The organism is Streptomyces sp. P13-3-3, from assembly GCF_050571355.1.
GTDB lineage: Bacteria > Actinomycetota > Actinomycetes > Streptomycetales > Streptomycetaceae > Streptomyces > Streptomyces althioticus.
In genome coordinates this window covers 3,657,911-3,675,659 of the sequence record NZ_CP192228.1, presented here as the reverse complement: position 1 = coordinate 3,675,659, position 17,749 = coordinate 3,657,911, and the positions used below count along the sequence as shown (strand labels likewise).

Sequence of the window (17,749 nt, the reverse complement as noted above, 5' to 3'; positions counted from 1 at the left end):
GGGAGTCCCCGATGGCCGACCGCTATCTGAGCTTCACCGGCACCGCGCCGGGCCGCTTCCTCACGCGCCGTCTGGGCCTGCCCCGGCCCGCCCCGCTGCGCCGCTGGTCACAGGAGCGTCCGGCGCTGGACGGCGGGCTGCTCCACCTCACCGCGGGCGCCTCCCGCCTCGACCTCGCGCCCGTCCTCGCCCGCACCGGACTCCCCACGGACGAGGCCGCCGGGAAGCCCGCCGCGGTCGTCCTGGACGCCACCGGGGTGCGCACCGTGGAGGACCTCGACGAGGTGCACGCCGCCCTCCACCCCGTCGTCCGGTCCGTCGCCGAGAGCGGCCGGATCGTCGTGCTCGGCGCCCCGCTCGACACGGCCGACCACCACCAGGCCGCCGCCCAGCAGGCGCTGGAGGGCTTCACCCGCTCCCTCGGCAAGGAGACCGGCGGCGGCAGGACCGTCAACCTCGTCCGGCTCACCGACGCCTCCGCCGCCGAGTCCACCCTGCGCTTCCTGCTCTCCCCCAAGTCCGCCTACGTCAGCGGCCAGGTGATCGCCGTCGGCGGCCAGGAGAGCCCCGCCCCCGAGGACGCCGACCGCCCCCTGACCGGCCGCACCGCCCTGGTCACCGGCGCCGCGCGGGGCATCGGCGAGGCCGTCGCCGCGACCCTGGCCCGGGACGGCGCCGAGGTCGTCGTCCTCGACGTGCCGCAGGCCGAGGAGGACGCCCGCCGGGTCGCCGAACGGATCGGCGGGAGCGTGCTGCTGCTCGACATGACCGCCGCCGACGCGGGCGCCCGCATCGCCGAGGCGCTCCCCGGCGGACTCGACGTACTCGTCCACAACGCCGGCATCACCCGCGACCGCCGCCTGGTCAACATGGCGAAGGACCGCTGGAGTTCGGTGCTGGACGTGAACCTCGGCAGCGTGCTGCGCACCACCGACGCGCTCCTGGAGGCCGGGGCGCTGCGCCGCGACGGCCGGATCGTCACCACCGCCTCCATCGCGGGCATCGCCGGGAACGCGGGGCAGACCAACTACGGCGCGAGCAAGGCCGGCGTCACCGGCCTGGTCCGCGCCCTCGCGCCCCGCGCGCTCGCCGAGCACGGGGTGACGGTGAACGCGGTCGCGCCCGGCTTCATCGAGACGAAGATGACGGCCGCCGTCCCCCTGTTCATCCGGGAGGCCGGACGCCGGATGAACTCCCTCGCGCAGGGCGGTCTGCCCGTCGACGTCGCCGAGACCACCGCCTGGTTCGCCCACCCCGGCTCGGGCGCGGTCAACGGCCAGGTCGTGCGCGTCTGCGGCCAGAGCCTGCTGGGGGCCTGACATGGCGCCGACCCCGCCGGAGCGGACGGAGTCCGTCCTCACCCGCTCCCCGTCCCTCGCCCCGCTGCTCGCCCGCGGCGCGGTCCTGTCACCGTTCCGCCGCCCGGACCCGGCCGCCGCGCACCCCCGCACCCGGCTGGTGCTGCCCGGCCTGCGCCCGGACCCGGCCGGGCTGGCCGCGTACGCGAAGGTGTGCGGCTTCCCCGCCGCCGCGGACACGCTGCCGGTGACCTATCCGCACGTGCTGGGCTTCCCGCTGGCGATGCGGCTGATGAGCGCCCGGGACTTCCCGCTGCCGCTGCTCGGGCTCGTGCACACGTCGATCTCCGTCACCCGCCACCGCGCCACCCCGTCGGCCGCCTTCTACGACCTCGCCGTGCACGTCGAGGGGCTGGCCCCGCACCGGCGCGGCACCGAGGCGGCCGTGGTCACGGAACTGCGCTCCGGGGACGAGCTGGTGTGGGAGTCACGCAGCACGTACCTGGCCCGGCACCGGACCACGCACGCCCAGGCTTCGGAACGGACCGGGGACCCCGAGCTGCCCGCCGTCGAGGAGTGGCAGCTCCCCGGTGACCTGGGCCGCCGCTACGGCGCCGCGTCCGGCGACCGCAACCCGATCCACCTGCACCCGCTCACCGCGCGCCTCTTCGGCTTCCCGCGCGCCATCGCGCACGGCATGTGGACCGTCGCCCGCTGTCTGGCCGCCCACGGCGTCCCGGACGCGGCCGAGGTCCGGGCGGAGTTCCGGGCGCCGGTGCTGCTGCCCGGCACGGTCACGTACGCGGCCGACGGCGGGCGGTTCGCCCTGCGCGGGGGCCACGGCCGGGTCCACCTCACCGGCGAGGTCACCCCGCTCTGAGATCCGGGGAGGGCGCGGTCAGCCGCCGCCGGACCCGCCCGCTCTGAGATCCGAGGGGGGCGCGGTCGCCCGCCGACGGACCGGCCCGCTACGGGGCCCGAAGGCCGGGTCCACCTCACCGGCGAGGTCAGCCCGCTCTGAAATCCGGGGAGGGCGCGGTCGCCCGCCGACGGACCGGCCCGCTACGGGGCCCGAAGGCCGGGTCCACCTCACCGGCGAGGTCACCCCGCTCTGAAATCCGGGGAGGGCGCGGTCAGCCGCCGCCGGACCGGCCCGCCCTGAGATCCGAGGGGGCCGCGGTCGCCCGCCGACGGACCGGCCCGCTACGGGGCCCGACGGCCGCAGTCACCCCACCGGCGAGGTGACCTCGATCTGAGCCGCCGGGGCGTCCACGTCCCCGCTGTCGTCGGGCGGCGTCCAGTGCCGCCCGGCCATCAGGTCGCCGAGCCCCGCCCACGCGAAGTTCATCAGCGTGGTCGCCGCCTGCCGGGCGGTGACGCCGGGCGTGGCGTTGGCCCAGTCGGCGAGCGACTCGGCGGCCCCGACCAGCGCCTCCGCCAGCCCGGAGACCTCCGCCTCCCGCAGGTCGGGGTCGCGGTGGGCCTCCCGCGCGGCGGCCAGGATGAGCTGCGTCACGAACGCGACGATCTCCGCGCGCATCGCGGCCACCTCCGCGGCGAACACCTCACCGTGGGTGCGCGCCTGGAGGTGCAGCACCGCCCAGCCGTCGGGGTGCCGGGCGGTGTGCGTGAAGAACGCGGTCAGGCCCGACCAGAGCTGCCGGTCCGCCGGCAGCTCGGGCCGGGCCCCTACGCGCACCGCCTCGGTGAGCGCCCTGGCCTCACGGCGGATGCACGCGGTGAACAGGTCCTCCTTGGAGTTGAGGTACAGATACACCAACGGCTTGGACACGCCCGCCAGTTCGGCGATCTCGTCCATCGACGCGGCCATGTACCCCCGGTTCCCGAAGGTCCGTACGGCTGCGTCCAGCATCTGCTGTTCACGGACCGCACGCGGCATCCGCTTCGTCTTCACGGCACCCATAGGACACAGCGTACGGTCAGCCGCTACCGCTCCTCGTGGCCACCGTCCTCGCCCGGCAGGAGCGCGCTCCCGTTCAGCACCCGGTCGCCCGAGGTGAGCCGGGGCAGCATCTGCGCGGTGAACAGCGTGGACAGCGCCGAGGTGTCGGTGCCGCCGTCGGTGCGCACCACCACCGGACGCGGCGCCTTCCCGGCCAGCCGGGAGCCCACCTCAAGCCGCCTGCGCGCCAGCTCGTACTGGAGCACCGCCCGGTTGTCCCGGTACGCCTTGGCGAGGGCCTGCTGGGCGCGGGCCTCGTTCTCGGCGGCGATCAGTCCGCTGCGGCCGCGCGTCTCGATCTCGAAGCGCACCCGCTGGGCCTCGGTCTCCTGCCGCTCCAGCAGCTGGGCGACCTCCTCACGGGCCCGGTTCAGCGCGGCCCGCACCTCGACGATCCGGGCGTCGCGGGTCTTCTTCGCCCGCTCGATGTCCATGCCCAGGCTGTCGATGCGGCGCTTGCGGATCAGGCCCCACTCCTGCTCGTAGGCCGTGCGCTCCTTGGCGACCTGCTCGCGGGTGGCCAGGTGCTGCTGGTACTGCGCCGGGAGCTGCACGTCCGGGATGTTGCAGCCGGTGATGCGCACGCCGTAGCGGTCCAGCTGGCGGTTGAGCAGGTCCTGCATGTCGGCGACGTCCGAGCCGCGCAGGTCGTAGGCGCGCTCGGTGCGCACCCGGCGGGCCCGCTGCCGGATCGCGTCCTGCACGGCGCTGGACAGCACCAGGTCGAAGTTGCCCGCGCCGATGGTGCGGACGAAGAGCACCGCGTCGGTGATGCGGAACTTCAGGAAGAACTCGATGGAGCGCAGCGGCACGTTCTCCTGCGTGGGGCAGGCCATGACGGGCGCCGAGTACGGGATCTCGGTGGCCGTGTCGACGACGAAGTCGACCCGCGACCACGGGTGCCACAGGTAGTGCCGGCCCGCGTCCAGGGTGCGCACGACGGCGCCGTACCGGGTGAGCACACCGTGGGTGCCCTGCTCGATCTCGACGATCGAGGAGCGCCACCACCACAGGCCGCCGGTCACCAGCAGCAGCACGCCGACGACGTAGGAGAGGGTGGCCAGGGCGCCGGCGGCCATGCCGCCGAGCCCGTCGGAGCCGGACTCCTTCAGGGTGAGCATCACGCCCGAGAGCAGGGCGTACCCGCCGACCCAGAGGGGGAGCATCCACCACAGGCGGCGGCGGTGCTTGGGGATGATGACCGGCAGCAGGGTGCCGGCCTCGCCGCCGCGCAGCAGGCGGGCGATGTCGCCCCAGGGCGCGACGGCCTCGGAGATGACCGAACGACGGTGACTGCGGACGCTGCTCACGGCTGGACCTCCTCGGCGGACACGGACGCGGGGGACATGGACTCAGAGGCCCCGGACTTCTCGCCTGCTGCGGCGCCGTCGGGCGCCTCGTCCGTGACGCCCTCGGCGGGCTCGTCGGGCATCTGCGGCACGACGGTCGGCCGGTCGGCCTCCAGCAGCGCCGTGATCTCCTCCTGACGGCCGGCGATCCGCGCCGACACCTCCGCCAGCCGCTCCCGTACGGCGGCCATCTCGGCGTCGTCGAACAGCTCCGCGCCGCGCTCGCCGACCAGCTCGCGGGCCAGCTCCAGGAAGTCGATGCCGGCGGCCCCGTCGCCGTCGCCGCCGCCGATGCGCACCAGGCGCGGCAGGTGGTCGGCGACCTGCTCCAGGGTGTCGAGCACCTGCTGCTGGTAGCGGTACTCCAGGATCTCCGGCGCCTCCGCGGCGGTCACCGCGCGGATGTCGAGGGCCTGCGCCTCCAGCAGGGCCGCGTTGGCCTTGGCCTCCGACTCGGCCTGCACGTAGCGCTGGCGGGCCAGCGCCTCGGCGCGGTTGGTCTCGCGCTCCACGGCGGTGTCCATCTGCGCCTGGTACTGGGCGATGTCCGCCTGGATCGCGGACAGCGTCTCCTGGCTGGAGGCCAGCTCGCGGTTGAGGTCGCCCTCGTCCTGCTCCTTGCGCAGCTGGAGCGCGTACTCGTGCGTGTACGCCTCCTTGGCCATGCGGACCATCTCGGGCGCGGCCAGGTCCATCCGGTAGCGGCGGTCCGAGGGCTCGGCGTGCGTGATGTTGGCGTTGGTCAGCTCCACGGCGGGACGGAACTGCTGGTTCAGCTGCTCGAGCAGCCGGCCGCTGTCCTCGCCGACCATGTCGTAGATGCCGGCCGCCTCCTGCTCGTAGATCAGGCTGCGGATGGTCTCGCTGACGGCGTTGCCGAGCTTCTCCTCGAATCCGCGCACCGCGCCGAGGGTGTAGACGAACTCCACCGGGTCGCTGATCCGGAACTGGATGAACAGATCGATGGACGCCTTCACGCCGCCCTTGGTGGGGGCCTCCCGCACCGGCGCGTTGAACGGGTACTCGCGGGTGGTGTTGACGATGTACGACACCCGCTTCCAGGGGCTGAGCAGGGTGACCCGGCCCGGGCCGACAACCTTCTCCAGCTTGCCGAAGCGGGTGATCATCGCCTGGCAGCCGTCCGGCACCATGACGAGGCCCTGCCGCCACCACACGAACGCGACGGCAGCCACCGCGATCAGCCAGAAGTGCAGCCCGAACAGCGGCGAGGTCACGCTCCAGCCGCCGGCCGCGGAGGTGATCGACGTGCCGATCAGCCCGATCACCAGCAGCGACAGCACCGGCAGCATGGACAGCAGCGAGCGGCCCTTGGGCATCACCATCGGGTAGATGGCGTGCACGGCCTCGCCGTCCTCCCGCAGCTGCTCGCTGCGGCTCAGCGCCTCGCCGGCCTCGTCCAGCGACACGGACTTCTGCCGCATCACGGTGTCGACGGAGCTGCCGTCCTGCTCCCGGGCGGCCGGGAAGTCGGCCGGATCCATGCCCTCGCCCGTCTCGAACCGCTCGTCCTCGCCCGTGTCCCCGCTCCTGCCGCCCGACGACGGCGCGCCGCCGCCTCCGGTGCGCCGGAGCAGTTCGTCCCGGGCCGCGGCGCGCGGATCCGCGCCGCTCGCGACCGACTGTGCGACGTTGCGTAGGCTTTGCGCCCGCGTACGTGCCACGGGGTCCCCCTTCGCCTGTGGTGCCCTCCCCGCACTTGGCCGCGGGGAATCGTGTGGTCCAGTGATCACACACCACGAAGGCGCACACACGTAAGGGGCGCACCCCAGCAACGGTCACCCGTGTCTCGTTGCCGGAATGCGCCCCTCGGCGCGGTTGCGAAGGAGTCAGGCCGTCGCGGGGACCGGGTGGGTGTCCTCCGGCTCGGGGGTCTCGTCGACCGGGGAGGCGTGGACCGCGTTGTACTTGTCGTGGTCGAGCAGGCCCTCGCGGGCGGAGACCACGACCGGGACCAGGGCCTGGCCGGCGACGTTCGTCGCGGTGCGGATCATGTCCAGGATGGGGTCGATGGCCAGCAGCAGGCCCACGCCCTCCATCGGCAGGCCGAGGGTGGAGAGGGTGAGGGTCAGCATGACCGTGGCGCCGGTGAGGCCGGCCGTGGCGGCGGAGCCCACCACCGAGACGAACGCGATCAGCAGGTAGTCGCCGACGCCGAGCGGGACGTCGAAGATCTGCGCGACGAAGATCGCGGCGATGGCCGGGTAGATCGCGGCGCAGCCGTCCATCTTCGTGGTCGCGCCGAACGGCACCGCGAAGCTCGCGTACTCCTTGGGCACGCCCAGGCGCTCGGTGACCTTCTGGGTCAGGGGCATGGTGCCGACGGAGGAGCGGGAGACGAAGGCCAGCTGGATCGCGGGCCAGGCGCCCTTGAAGAACTGCACCGGGCCGACCTTGGCGACCGTCGCCAGCAGCGCCGGGTAGACGCCGAAGAGGACGATCAGGCAGCCGACGTAGATGTCGACGGTGAACGTGGCGTACTTGCCGATCAGGTTCCAGCCGTAGGTGGCGATGGCGTTGCCGATGAGGCCGACGGTGCCGAGCGGGGCCAGGCGGATGACCCACCACAGGGCCTTCTGCAGCAGCTCGAGGACGGACTCGCTCAGGGTGAGGATGGGCTGGGCCTTCTCACCGAGCTGGAGTGCGGCGATGCCGGCGACGGCGGCCATGAAGACGATCTGCAGCACGTTCAGCTCGGTGAACGGCGTGATCACGTCGGTCGGCACGATGCCGGTGAGGAAGTCGATCCAGGAGCCGGTCTTCTCCGGGGCCTCACCGTCGGCCGGGCTGAGGCCGGTGCCCGCGCCGGGGTTGGTGACCAGGCCGATGACCAGGCCGATCGCCACCGCGATCAGCGAGGTGATCATGAACCACAGGAGGGTCCGCGAGGCCAGCCGGGCCGCATTGTTGACCTTCCTGAGGTTGGTGATGGAGACGAGGATCGCGAAGAAGACCAGCGGGGCGACGGCCAGCTTCAGCAGGCCGACGAAGGTGCCGCCGACCTTCTCCAGGGTGGTGACCAGCCACGACAGGTCCTGGCTGCGGGCGATCCAGCCGAGCAGGACGCCGAGGGCGAGGCCGATGAGTATCTGGGCCCAGAAGGGCACGCGGACAGACCGCTTCAACTGCGTGTTCGAGGACACGGACATGCTCCGGTGAGGGGGGACGCGTGAGGGATGTGACGGGAAGGCTCGGGTGGGCGCGCTGTCAGGGCTGACAGTTCGCGGCGGTGACCCGGCAGAGATCCACGTGCAGGCGCGCCACGAGCGGAACACTCCGGGGCGTGGGGAACACGGCTGCTGACTTCACCCGATGACCGTAACACCTGAGCTTTGGGATCCTCAAAGCCTTTCTTTGGAAGGCGTGACCGCAAACACACTCATAGAACGCAAAGCGCCCCGGTCTCCCCTGGTGAGGGGGAGACCGGGGCGCCGACGTGCGGTGCGGGGGTGTGGCGGACGTTACGAGGTCTGCGCCTGACCCGAGGTCTGCGCCTGACCCGAGGCCTGGCTCTGCGCGCGGGCGGTGTCGTCGGCCGCGTCCTCCTGGGAGCGGTTGGCGGCGAGGTTGGCCTTGGCGCGCTCCACCCGGAGCACGATGCGCTCGGAGGCCCGGTCCCGTTCGTTGCGCAGCACGACGAAGCTGATCGGCGCGGAGATCAGCAGCGCGAGCAGCACGATCCACAGGCCGTTGGAGTCGCCGAGACCGCGCGGCGCGACACCGGAGTAGACGAGGGCCCAGACGACAACGAGGCAGCCCGCGAAGATCCCGAGGCGCATCAGCGTGTAGCGGAGCATCTCATCCACTCTTCCGTGCGTACGGTCAGAAACATCCCCTAAGGGGACGACGTCCAGTGAAGCACGACCGGCGGCCGATCTTTCAACGGGGTGCGGGGCGTACGTGTTTCACGTCAGGGCGAGATGCATGATCACGTCGTCGCGGTCGTCGCCGGGCGCCACGCGGATCGCGTCCGGGACGCGGCCGACCTCCTTGTAGCCGCAGGAGGCGTAGAAGCGCTCCAGGCCGAGACCGCCGCGGCAGCCGAGGCGGATGGCCTCGACGCCGTCCATGGCGCGGGCGGCGCGCCCGGCCTCGGCGAGCAGGTCACGGCCGTAGCCCTTGCCCTGGTGGCGGGGGTGGACCATCACCGTGTAGAGCCAGATCCAGTGGGTCATCAGGGGGTGGGTGTTGCGGGTGAGGAACGCGGTGGCCGCGACGCGGCCGTCCTCGTCGTGCCCCACGACCAGACGGGACCGGCCCTCCGCCATGTCCGTGAACTGCCGCAGCAGGGCGGGGCGGATGTCCTCCGGCGTCACGGGCGCGACGAATCCCACGGCTCCGCCGGCGTTGCTGACGTCGGTCCAGACGTCGAGGATGCCGTCGCGGAGAGCGGGGGTGACGTGGGGGTCCACGGTGAAGGTAAGGGGCATGCTTGGATGCTAACCCTTACTCCAAGGCTCGCGCAGCTGTTTTCAGGTCGGAGACCAGTCCCTGGTACGCGGCCTCGCGGTCGTCGGAGCGGAGGACCGCGGAGGGGTGCACGGTCGCGACCAGCCGCTGGGGGCGGCCGTGGATCTCCTCCTCCAGCAGGGTGCCGCGTACCCGCGTGACACGGAAGGAGGAGCCGAGCAGGGCCTTGCCGGCGGTCGCGCCGAGGACCACGAGGAGTTCGGGCTTCACGGTCTTCAGCTCCGCGGCGAGCCAGGGGGAGCAGGCGGTCGCCTCGCGGAGGGTGGGCGCCTTGTGGATGCGGCGCTTGCGGGGCTCGGCGCGGGTGAACTTGAAGTGCTTCACGGCGTTGGTGAGGTACGCCTCGGCGGGGTCGATGCCGGCGTCGGCGAGGGCACGGTCGAGGAGGTGGCCCGCCGGGCCGACGAAGGGGGTGCCCTGGCGGTCCTCCTGATCGCCCGGCTGCTCGCCGACGAGCATGACGCGGGCGGTCGCCTTGCCGGTGCCGAACACGGTTTGCGTGGCGTCGCGGTGGAGGGGGCAGCCGCGGCAGGCTGCGGCGGCCTTCCCCAGGGCGGGGAGGCCGCCGCGGGCGGGGAGGAAGGGGGTTGCGGTGTAGGCGTCCTCGGGGGGCATGGGGGGCGGGTACCCACCGACGGACCGCGCAGTTCCCGCGGCCCTGGGATGCGGGTGCGGGTGGTCGTGGGTCACTTGCGCAGTTCCCCGCGCCCCTTTCGGGGCGCGTTCAGCGCAGCGGCCTCAGGGGCGCGGGGAACTGCGCGCCAAGCCCCCACCGTCCCGCGGTCGAATCTCAGGGGCGCGGGGAACTGCGCGGTCAGCCACCCACCCCGCCGCGGACGGCGACGACCAGAAGCCCTCAGCCCCCAGCCCCCGGCCCCCAGCCCCCGACGGAGTCAGACCCGCATCGGCTGCGGCGACTCCCGCCGCGCCGGATCCGCACCCTCGTACTCGCGGATGATCTCGTACCGCGTGTTCCGCTCCACCGGCCGGAACCCCGCGTCGCGGATCAGATCCAGCAGATCCTCCCGCGTCAGCTTGTTCGGCGTGCCGAAGTTGTCCGCGTCGTGCGTGATCTTGTACTCGACCACCGACCCGTCCATGTCGTCCGCCCCGTGCTGCAGCGCCAGCTGCGCCGTCTGCACGCCGTGCATCACCCAGAACACCTTGACGTGCGGCACGTTGTCGAAGAGGAGCCGCGACACCGCGAACGTCTTCAGCGCCTCCGCGCCCGTCGCCATCTGCGTCCGCGCCTGGAGCCGGTTGCGGATCTTGCCGTCCTGCATGTCGACGAAGTCGTGCTGGTACCGCAGCGGGATGAAGACCTGGAACCCGCCGGTCTCGTCCTGCAGCTCGCGCAGACGCAGCACGTGGTCGACCCGGTGGCGGGGCTCCTCGATGTGGCCGTAGAGCATCGTGCAGGGCGTCTTGAGGCCCTTCTCGTGCGCCAGGCGGTGGATCCGCGACCAGTCCTCCCAGTGGGTGCGGTGGTCCACGATGTGCTGCCGGACCTCCCAGTCGAAGATCTCCGCGCCGCCACCCGTAAGGGATTCGAGCCCCGCGTCGATGAGTTCGTCGAGGATCTCGCTCGCGCTCAGCCCGGAGATCGTCTCGAAGTGGTGGATCTCCGTGGCGGTGAACGCCTTCAGCGACACCTCCGGCAGCGCCGCCTTCAGCTCGCGCAGCGAGCGCGGGTAGTAGCGCCACGGCAGGTTCGGGTGCAGGCCGTTGACGATGTGCAGCTCGGTGAGGTTCTCCGAGCGCATCTCCTCGGCGAGCTTCACCGCCTCCTCGATGCGCATCGTGTACGCGTCCTTCTCCCCCGGCTTGCGCTGGAAGGAGCAGTACGCGCACGACGCGGTGCACACGTTGGTCATGTTGAGGTGGCGGTTGACGTTGAAGTGCACGACGTCGCCGTTGAGCCGGGTGCGCACCTCGTGGGCGAGGCCGCCCAGCCACGCCAGGTCGTCCGACTCGTAGAGCGCGATGCCGTCCTCGCGGGTCAGCCGCTCACCGGAGCGGACCTTCTCCTCCAGCTCGCGCTTGAGCCCGACGTCCATGCCGTTACCTCTTTCCCAGAAGACAGACCGTCCCACCGTACGCCCCGGTCAGCCGACCTCTTCGGGCAGCTCACCGACGCGGTTCTCCCACTTGGTGGAGAGCACGATCGTGGTGCGGGTGCGGGAGACGCCCTTGGTGCCGGACAGCCGGCGGATGATGCTCTCCAGGCCGTCCACGTCGGTGGCGCGCACCTTGAGCATGAACGAGTCGTCGCCGGCGATGAACCAGCAGTCCTCGATCTCCTGGAGGTCCTTCAGCCGCTGCGCCACGTCCTCGTGGTCGGCGGCGTCGGAGAGGGAGATGCCGATGAGGGCGGTGACGCCCAGGCCGAGCGAGGGGGCGTCCACCGTGGCGCGGTAGCCGGTGATGACGCCGGCCGCCTCCAGCCGGTTGATGCGGTCGGTGACGCTGGGTCCCGACAGACCGACGAGGCGCCCCAGCTCCGCGTAGGAGGCCCGGCCGTTCTCCCGCAGGGCCTGGATGAGCTGCCTGTCCACCGCGTCCATCGAATCGATGCCTTCCACTGAAGAGGTACGAAGTTTCCGAGAGGTGGTGCCGTGTGGTGCCGTCGCGGCCGGCGGGGGCGCCGGCCGCGGTCGGGTGGGTCAGTCGTCCGCGCGGGATCCTCCGCCGAGTTCGCCCTCCCAGCGGCGGTACAGGGTGTGGGGGACGCCCGCCGCGTCGAGTACGCGTCCGGCGACGAAGTCCACCAGGTCCTGGATGTGCGTCGCGCCCGCGTAGAAGGCCGGTGAGGCGGGCAGCACGGTCGCGCCCGCGTCGTCCAGCGTCACCAGGTGCCGCAGCGTCTGGCCGTTCAGCGGGGTCTCCCGCACGGCCACGACCAGCGGGCGGCCCTCCTTGAGGGTCACGCTCGCCGCACGCTGCAGCAGGTCCTTGGACAGCCCGAGCGCGACTCCGGCGACGCTCGCCGTGGAGGCGGGCACGATCAGCATGCCCTTGCTCGGGTACGACCCCGAGGACGGTCCGGCCGCGAGGTCGCCGGCGGCCCAGTACCGCACGCCGTCGAGGTCGACGGAGAAGGTGTCCGGCTTTCCGTCCGCCCCACGGGACAGCCATTCCCGCAGGTCGTCGCGCCAATGGGCGTCACGGAAGGCGATCTTGGTCTCGTCCAGCAGGGTGAGCCGCGAGGCCCGGCTGACGACGAGGTCGACGCTCTCCCCCGCCGCGAGCAGCGCGCGCAGCACGGCGGCGGCGTAGGGGGTGCCGGAGGCGCCCGAGACCCCTACGATCCAAGGCGATCGCCGCGTCTCTCCTGGCTTGGCTGGGTTCACGGGACCGAGCCTATCCAAAGTCGCAGGACGGGAACCGGGCCAGGGTGCCCGGGCGTTCTCCCTCACAACGGCCCGGCGACGGGGGGTGGACGATGACGGACACGCGTCCTGCGTGGTCACGGGGCGAGCGGGTGCGGGCCGCCGCCGTGCTGATGGCCGGCTGGGTGGCGCTGCTGTGGGTGCTCGAGGTCGTCGACGTCGCCACCGGGCACGCGCTCGACGGCTACGGCGTCGTGCCGCGTACCCCGTCCGAGCTGGTGGACGTGGTCCCGTCGGCGTTCATCCACTTCGGCTTCTCCCATGTGGCGGCGAACAGCGTGCCGCTGCTGGTGCTGGGCTTCCTCGCCGCGCTCGGCGGGATCCGCCGGTTCCTCGCCGTGTGCGCGCTGATCGTCGTCGCGGACGGCCTGGGCGTATGGCTGATATCCCCGGCGGGCACCAACACCGCGGGCGCGTCCGGCCTGATCTTCGGCCTGTTCGGCTACCTGCTGGTCAGCGGCTTCGTCGAGCGGCGCCCGCTGGGCATCGTGGCCGGCGTCCTGGTGGCGGCGGTCTGGGGCGGCTCGATCCTCGCGGGCCTCGCGCCCACCCAGTCCGGCGTCAGCTGGCAGGGCCACCTGATCGGCCTGGCCGCGGGCGTCGCAGCGGCCTTCCTCCTCCGCCGCCGCCACCCGACGGAACGCAGCGTGCCGGTCCTCTAGCCCGCCCGGCCCCCGGTCAGATAGCCGGCCCGGCCCTCGGTCAGACGGTCAGCCCGCGCACCAGCAGATCCAGCAGCGCGCACACGAACAGGGCGATGCCGATGAAGCCGTTGACGCTGAAGAACGCGCGGTTGAGGCGGGTCAGGTCGTGCGGGCGGACGATGGTGTGCTCGTAGACGAACGCGGCGGCCACGATCAGCAGGCCGAGCCAGAAGAAGGCGCCGGCGTCGGTGAGCACCGCGTACCAGACGAACAGGGCCGTCGTCACGGTGTGGCAGGCGCGGGCGCCCCAGATCGCCGCGGGGATGCCGAAGCGGGCCGGGACGGACTTCACGCCGACCTCCCGGTCGGTCTCCACGTCCTGGCAGGCGTAGATCAGGTCGAAGCCGCCGATCCAGATGCCGACCGCGAGGCCGAGGACGACCGCCTCCCAGGACCACGAGCCGGTGATCGCCAGCCAGCCGCCGACCGGGCCCATCGCCTGCGCCATACCGAGGATGGCCTGCGGGAAGTTGGTGAACCGCTTGCCGTACGGGTACACCACCATGGGGATCACCGCGACGGGCGCGAGGGCCAGGCACAGCGGGTTGAGCAGGGCGGCCGCGCCGAGGAACACGGCGAGGGCGATCAGCGCGCCGGTCCAGGCGTGCTTGACCGACATCGCCCCGGTGACCAGCTCGCGGTGCGCGGTGCGCGGGTTCCGGGCGTCGATCTCGCGGTCGATGATCCGGTTGGCGGCCATCGCGAACGTGCGCAGGCCGACCATGGCGAGGGTGACGAGGAACAGCCGCCCCCAGTGGATGTTCGCGTCCCACTCGTACATCGCCGTGAGCGCGGCGATGTAGGCGAAGGGCAGCGCGAACACCGAGTGCTCGATCATCACCAGCCGCAGGAACGCCTTGGTGCGTCCCGGCTGCTGCGGGAGGGCGGCGGAGGCCGAGGTCACAGTCCGTACTCCTTCCAGCGGCGGTCGACCTTCGCGGCGGTCTCCGGGTCGGACTCGACCATGTCGGGCCAGCCGCCGTCGCGCGTGTACCCCTCCTCGGGCCACTTCTTCGTCGCGTCGATGCCCGCCTTGCCGCCCCAGAACTGCTGGTACGACGCGTGGTCGAGATGGTCGACGGGACCCTCGACGACCGTGAGGTCACGGGAGTAGTCCGTGTTGCCCAGCGCCCGCCAGGCCACCTCGTGCAGGTCGTGCACGTCGCAGTCGGAGTCGACGACCACGATCAGCTTGGTCAGCGACATCATGTGCGCGCCCCAGATGGCGTGCATGACCTTCTGCGCGTGCTTCGGGTACTTCTTGTCGATCGAGACGATCGCGCAGTTGTGGAAGCCGCCGGCCTCGGGCAGGTGGTAGTCCACGATGTCCGGGACGATGATCTTCAGCAGCGGCAGGAAGAACCGCTCCGTGGCGCGGCCCAGCGGGCCGTCCTCCGTCGGCGGGCGGCCGACCACGATCGACTGGAGCAGCGGACGCTTCCGCATCGTCACGCAGTCGATCGTCAGCGCGGGGAACGGCTCCTGCGGGGTGTAGAAGCCGGTGTGATCGCCGAAGGGGCCCTCGGGCAGCATCTCGCCGGGCTCCAGCCAGCCCTCGATGACGACCTCCGCCTGCGCGGGCACCTGGAGCGGGACGGTCTTGCAGTCGACCATCTCGATCCGCTTGCCCTGGAGGAACCCGGCGAACAGGTACTCGTCGATGTCGCCGGGCAGCGGCGCGGTCGAGGCGTACGTCACGGCGGGCGGGCAGCCGAAGGCGATGGCGACCGGCAGCCGCTCACCGCGTCGCGCGGCCACCTGGTAGTGGTTGCGGCTGTCCTTGTGGATCTGCCAGTGCATGCCGATGGTGCGCTTGTCGTGGCGCTGGAGGCGGTACAGGCCGAGGTTGCGGACGCCGCTCTCCGGGTCCTTGGTGTGGGTGAGCCCCAGGTTGAAGAAGGAGCCGCCGTCCTTGGGCCAGGTGAACAGCGCCGGGAGCTGCTCCAGATCCACGTCGTCGCCGATCAGCACGACCTCGTGCACGGGCGCGTCGGACGACTTCACCTTCTTCGGCGGGACGTGCGTCATCGCGCCGAGCTTCCCGAACGCCTCGCGCACCCCGACGAAGCCGTGCGGCAGTTCGGGCTTGAGCAGCCCGGCGATCTTCTCCCCGATCTCCGCGTACGACTTCAGGCCGAGCGCCTTCAGCAGCCGGCGGTCGGTGCCGTAGACGTTCATGGCGAGGGGCATCGAGGAGCCGCGCACGTTCTCGAAGAGCAGGGCGGGACCGCCGGCCTTGTTCACCCGGTCGACGATCTCACCGACCTCCAGATGCGGGTCGACCTCGGCCTTGATGCGCTTGAGGTCGCCCTCGCGCTCCAGCGCCCTGAGCAGGGAGCGAAGATCGTCGTAAGCCATGGGGTCCAGTATCCCCGAGCGGCTACGCTGGACTGGTACCGCCCACCTCTTTCGCTGGAGAGGCCCATGCTTCGGGTGCTCATGTTCCTCGTGCCACTGGCCCTGAGCGTCTACGCGTTCATCGACTGCATCAGCACGAAGGACGAGGACATCCGGCACATGCCCAAGCCGCTGTGGGCGATCCTCGTGCTGCTGTTCCCGCTGGTCGGCTCGATCTCCTGGCTCATCGCCGGCAAGAAGCGCCACCCCGCCGGCGCGGGCGGCTCCGCCTGGGGCGGCGGCCGCGGCGGCCAGTGGGTCGCCCCGGACGACAACCCGGACTTCCTGAAGTCGCTCGACGAGGACAAGGACACCGACCGCAAGCGTGACCCGGACGAGGACCCCCGGCACGACTGACGCTGCCGGGCTCCGGAAGCTTCGGGGCGCCGCGACTGCCGGTTCCGGCCGCTGACCCTGCCGTACACCCCCCGCCACACTGAGCCACGACGTGGTGCGGCGGGCAGGGGGCGGGCGGTGCGGCACAGGCCGATCTTCCGGTGGGTCACGGCAGCGGGGCTGCTGTTGGTCGTCCTCGGGTTCGTGGTCTGGGAGACCGGCCCGGACTATCCGGAGCTGGAGCTGGAGCTGGTGGAGCTCACCGTTCTGGAGGAGGAGCCCGACGGCACCTGCGCGGTCCGCTGGACCGATCCGTACGGCGGGGGGCAGCGGACGGGGCCCTACCGGTGCGATCCCGACCGGGATCCGCTGCTGAAGGACACCACCCAGTTCGAGTGGGGCTCCTTGGGCTGGGATGTCGGCCACGTGGTGGCCGAGGGTGACCTCAAGGGCGAGCTGTACGACCCGGACGTGGAGACGGCCGCCGACCGGGCGGTGTCGGTCTCCGACGCGCTGACGGTCCCCGGGGTGCTGATCGCTTTCGCCGGCCTCGTCTGCGGCGGCGTCCGGACCCTGCTCAGGTTCGTCCGGCCGACCGTGTGGGCCCCGCTCACCGTCCGGCGGGCGGAGCGTCTCCGCGAGGCGGCCCGCGGGGCGGTCCGCGAGCAAGAGCGTGCGGTGCGGGCGGTACGGGACGCGTGGCAGCCGCTGCACGACGCGCGCGTACGGGAGGAACTGGCCGCGGTCCCGGTCGGCATGCTGCGGTGGTCCACCACCCCCCTCCTGCCGGTGGCGGAGCTGCGACGGCACGGCTTCCGCACGGTGCGGGACGTGCTGGACGCCGGGGCGTGGGGCCTCGCGGACACGACGGGACTCGGGCGGCGCACGGCGGAGAAGGTGTGGTCGGCGGCCCGGCGCCGGGCCGACGAGGTGGGCGAGGACACCTGGGTGCGGCTGGACGCCGGCCTGACCGGGCCGGAAGCGGATCGGCTGCTGACCGCGCTGCGCGTGCTGGTGCAGGCGGGGCCCGAGGCGCGCAGGGCGGTGGAGGAGGCCGGGCGGCTCATCCCCGAACTCGACCGGCATCTGGTCACCGCCCGGCCCGCCGCCGAGCTGCGGCTCCTGCTCGTCACGGACCACGAGGGGCGTGCGGACGCGCGGGCGGCCGTCCGCCGGCTGCGGGAGCTGGTGGCGGAGGCCGAACGCTCGGGACGGTGGCTGAGTTTCCTTCAGACGTCGATCGACCTGCTGCGGGGCGCGGACGCCGATCCGCTGGCGCTGTCCGCACGCGCGGACCTCGCGTCCCGGCCCGACGCCTACCAGGAGCAGCTGTGGCACGTCGTGCGGGCGCGGCCGATGCTCACCGGGTGAACGGGCTCACGTCCGCGTCCAGTTCTGGGTCGCCGTGCCCTCGCAGACCCGGACCATGATCATGCCGCTCGGCCTGGAGTGCTCCCGGCCCGATCCGGCGCGGGTCCTCGTCCCGCAGCGGCTCGGCCCCGCTTCCCGTGAGGCCGGTCACGTCGTCCCCGCTCAACTCTGTCCCCGTTCCACTGACACCCCCGTGCACCCGTGGCCCCCCTTCGACCACTGACGGGACGTTACATCTTCACGCCCGGCAGCCCCAAGTGACGCTGTGTATACGTATGGTGAAACACCGTCAGCCGTTGGCGGTGCATGCATGTAACTGACTTGCGCCCGTGGACACCGAGCGTGGTTAATGGGTCACCCCCTGAAGCCCTCTGACATGACGGAGACCTGGTGAGCACAGAGAGCGCCCCACCGCCCGTTCCTGGCGTTCCACCGCCCGGTCCGGCTTCCCAGC

At 72.1% G+C, this 17,749-nt stretch carries 17 protein-coding genes; 5 read left to right on the top strand and 12 right to left on the bottom strand.

The window, feature by feature from the left end; genetic code table 11:
• Positions 1–11 precede the first annotated feature (11 nt).
• Together ACQZOG_RS16845 and ACQZOG_RS16840 are read left to right on the top strand one after the other, a co-directional pair.
• On the top strand, positions 12–1,319 hold the full coding sequence (locus ACQZOG_RS16845; RefSeq protein WP_261675428.1) for a 3-oxoacyl-ACP reductase: 1,308 nt from the start codon (positions 12–14) through the stop codon (positions 1,317–1,319).
• A 1-nt stretch (position 1,320) separates the two neighbouring features.
• Positions 1,321–2,178 carry a MaoC/PaaZ C-terminal domain-containing protein gene (locus ACQZOG_RS16840; RefSeq protein WP_261675427.1) on the top strand — a complete coding sequence of 286 codons (858 nt, stop codon included), beginning with the start codon at positions 1,321–1,323 and terminating at the stop codon, positions 2,176–2,178.
• Positions 2,179–2,523: 345 nt separating this feature from the next.
• Here ACQZOG_RS16840 and ACQZOG_RS16835 read toward each other — a convergent pair whose 3' ends face one another.
• The 10 genes from ACQZOG_RS16835 to ACQZOG_RS16790 form a co-directional block, all read right to left on the bottom strand.
• Positions 2,524–3,222 carry a TetR/AcrR family transcriptional regulator gene (locus ACQZOG_RS16835; protein WP_037640977.1) on the bottom strand — a complete coding sequence of 233 codons (699 nt, stop codon included), beginning with the start codon at positions 3,220–3,222 and terminating at the stop codon, positions 2,524–2,526.
• A 23-nt stretch (positions 3,223–3,245) separates the two neighbouring features.
• Complete coding sequence (locus ACQZOG_RS16830) at positions 3,246–4,571, bottom strand: SPFH domain-containing protein (protein WP_033272577.1); 1,326 nt, start codon at positions 4,569–4,571, stop codon at positions 3,246–3,248.
• On the bottom strand, positions 4,568–6,292 hold the full coding sequence (locus ACQZOG_RS16825) for an SPFH domain-containing protein (protein WP_051724335.1): 1,725 nt from the start codon (positions 6,290–6,292) through the stop codon (positions 4,568–4,570). The genes ACQZOG_RS16830 and ACQZOG_RS16825 overlap by 4 nt, the downstream gene beginning before the upstream one ends.
• 165 nt (positions 6,293–6,457) lie before the next feature.
• Positions 6,458–7,777 carry a dicarboxylate/amino acid:cation symporter gene (locus ACQZOG_RS16820; RefSeq protein ID WP_033272578.1) on the bottom strand — a complete coding sequence of 440 codons (1,320 nt, stop codon included), beginning with the start codon at positions 7,775–7,777 and terminating at the stop codon, positions 6,458–6,460.
• Between the two features lie 312 nt (positions 7,778–8,089).
• Positions 8,090–8,425 (bottom strand): DUF4229 domain-containing protein, encoded by a 336-nt coding sequence (locus tag ACQZOG_RS16815; RefSeq protein ID WP_354793234.1) that lies wholly within the window; start codon positions 8,423–8,425, stop codon positions 8,090–8,092.
• A 108-nt stretch (positions 8,426–8,533) separates the two neighbouring features.
• On the bottom strand, positions 8,534–9,058 hold the full coding sequence (locus ACQZOG_RS16810) for an N-acetyltransferase family protein (protein WP_430741601.1): 525 nt from the start codon (positions 9,056–9,058) through the stop codon (positions 8,534–8,536).
• 16 nt (positions 9,059–9,074) lie between these two features.
• Positions 9,075–9,713 carry a UdgX family uracil-DNA binding protein gene (locus tag ACQZOG_RS16805; protein ID WP_037640974.1) on the bottom strand — a complete coding sequence of 213 codons (639 nt, stop codon included), beginning with the start codon at positions 9,711–9,713 and terminating at the stop codon, positions 9,075–9,077.
• A gap of 278 nt (positions 9,714–9,991) precedes the next feature.
• Complete coding sequence (gene mqnE / locus ACQZOG_RS16800; RefSeq protein ID WP_033272582.1) at positions 9,992–11,155, bottom strand: aminofutalosine synthase MqnE; 1,164 nt, start codon at positions 11,153–11,155, stop codon at positions 9,992–9,994.
• 48 nt (positions 11,156–11,203) lie between these two features.
• Positions 11,204–11,662: an Lrp/AsnC family transcriptional regulator gene (locus ACQZOG_RS16795; RefSeq protein WP_033272583.1), complete on the bottom strand. Its 459-nt coding sequence runs from the start codon at positions 11,660–11,662 to the stop codon at positions 11,204–11,206.
• Positions 11,663–11,761: 99 nt separating this feature from the next.
• Positions 11,762–12,448, bottom strand: coding sequence for a UbiX family flavin prenyltransferase (locus tag ACQZOG_RS16790; RefSeq protein WP_079031501.1), 687 nt, complete (start codon positions 12,446–12,448; stop codon positions 11,762–11,764).
• A gap of 92 nt (positions 12,449–12,540) precedes the next feature.
• Here ACQZOG_RS16790 and ACQZOG_RS16785 point away from each other — a divergent pair, with 92 nt between their 5' ends.
• Positions 12,541–13,149, top strand: a complete 609-nt coding sequence (locus ACQZOG_RS16785) for a rhomboid family intramembrane serine protease (RefSeq protein WP_033272584.1) — start codon at positions 12,541–12,543, stop codon at positions 13,147–13,149.
• A gap of 40 nt (positions 13,150–13,189) precedes the next feature.
• Here the strand turns inward: ACQZOG_RS16785 and mqnP are convergent, their stop codons facing one another.
• Complete coding sequence (gene mqnP / locus ACQZOG_RS16780) at positions 13,190–14,095, bottom strand: menaquinone biosynthesis prenyltransferase MqnP (RefSeq protein WP_391604845.1); 906 nt, start codon at positions 14,093–14,095, stop codon at positions 13,190–13,192.
• Entirely contained in the window at positions 14,092–15,549 is a 1,458-nt protein-coding gene (locus ACQZOG_RS16775) for a menaquinone biosynthesis decarboxylase (protein ID WP_430741600.1), read from the bottom strand. Before ACQZOG_RS16775 ends, mqnP begins: the two co-directional genes overlap by 4 nt.
• Positions 15,550–15,615: 66 nt before the next feature.
• On the opposite strand from ACQZOG_RS16775, the gene ACQZOG_RS16770 reads away from it, so the two are divergent.
• Both ACQZOG_RS16770 and ACQZOG_RS16765 read left to right on the top strand, forming a co-directional pair.
• A complete protein-coding gene (locus ACQZOG_RS16770) occupies positions 15,616–15,945 on the top strand; it encodes a PLD nuclease N-terminal domain-containing protein (protein WP_033272587.1) in 330 nt (109 codons plus the stop codon).
• Between the two features lie 117 nt (positions 15,946–16,062).
• Positions 16,063–17,295, top strand: a complete 1,233-nt coding sequence (locus ACQZOG_RS16765) for a hypothetical protein (RefSeq protein WP_430741599.1) — start codon at positions 16,063–16,065, stop codon at positions 17,293–17,295.
• The last annotated feature ends 454 nt before the right edge of the window (positions 17,296–17,749 follow it).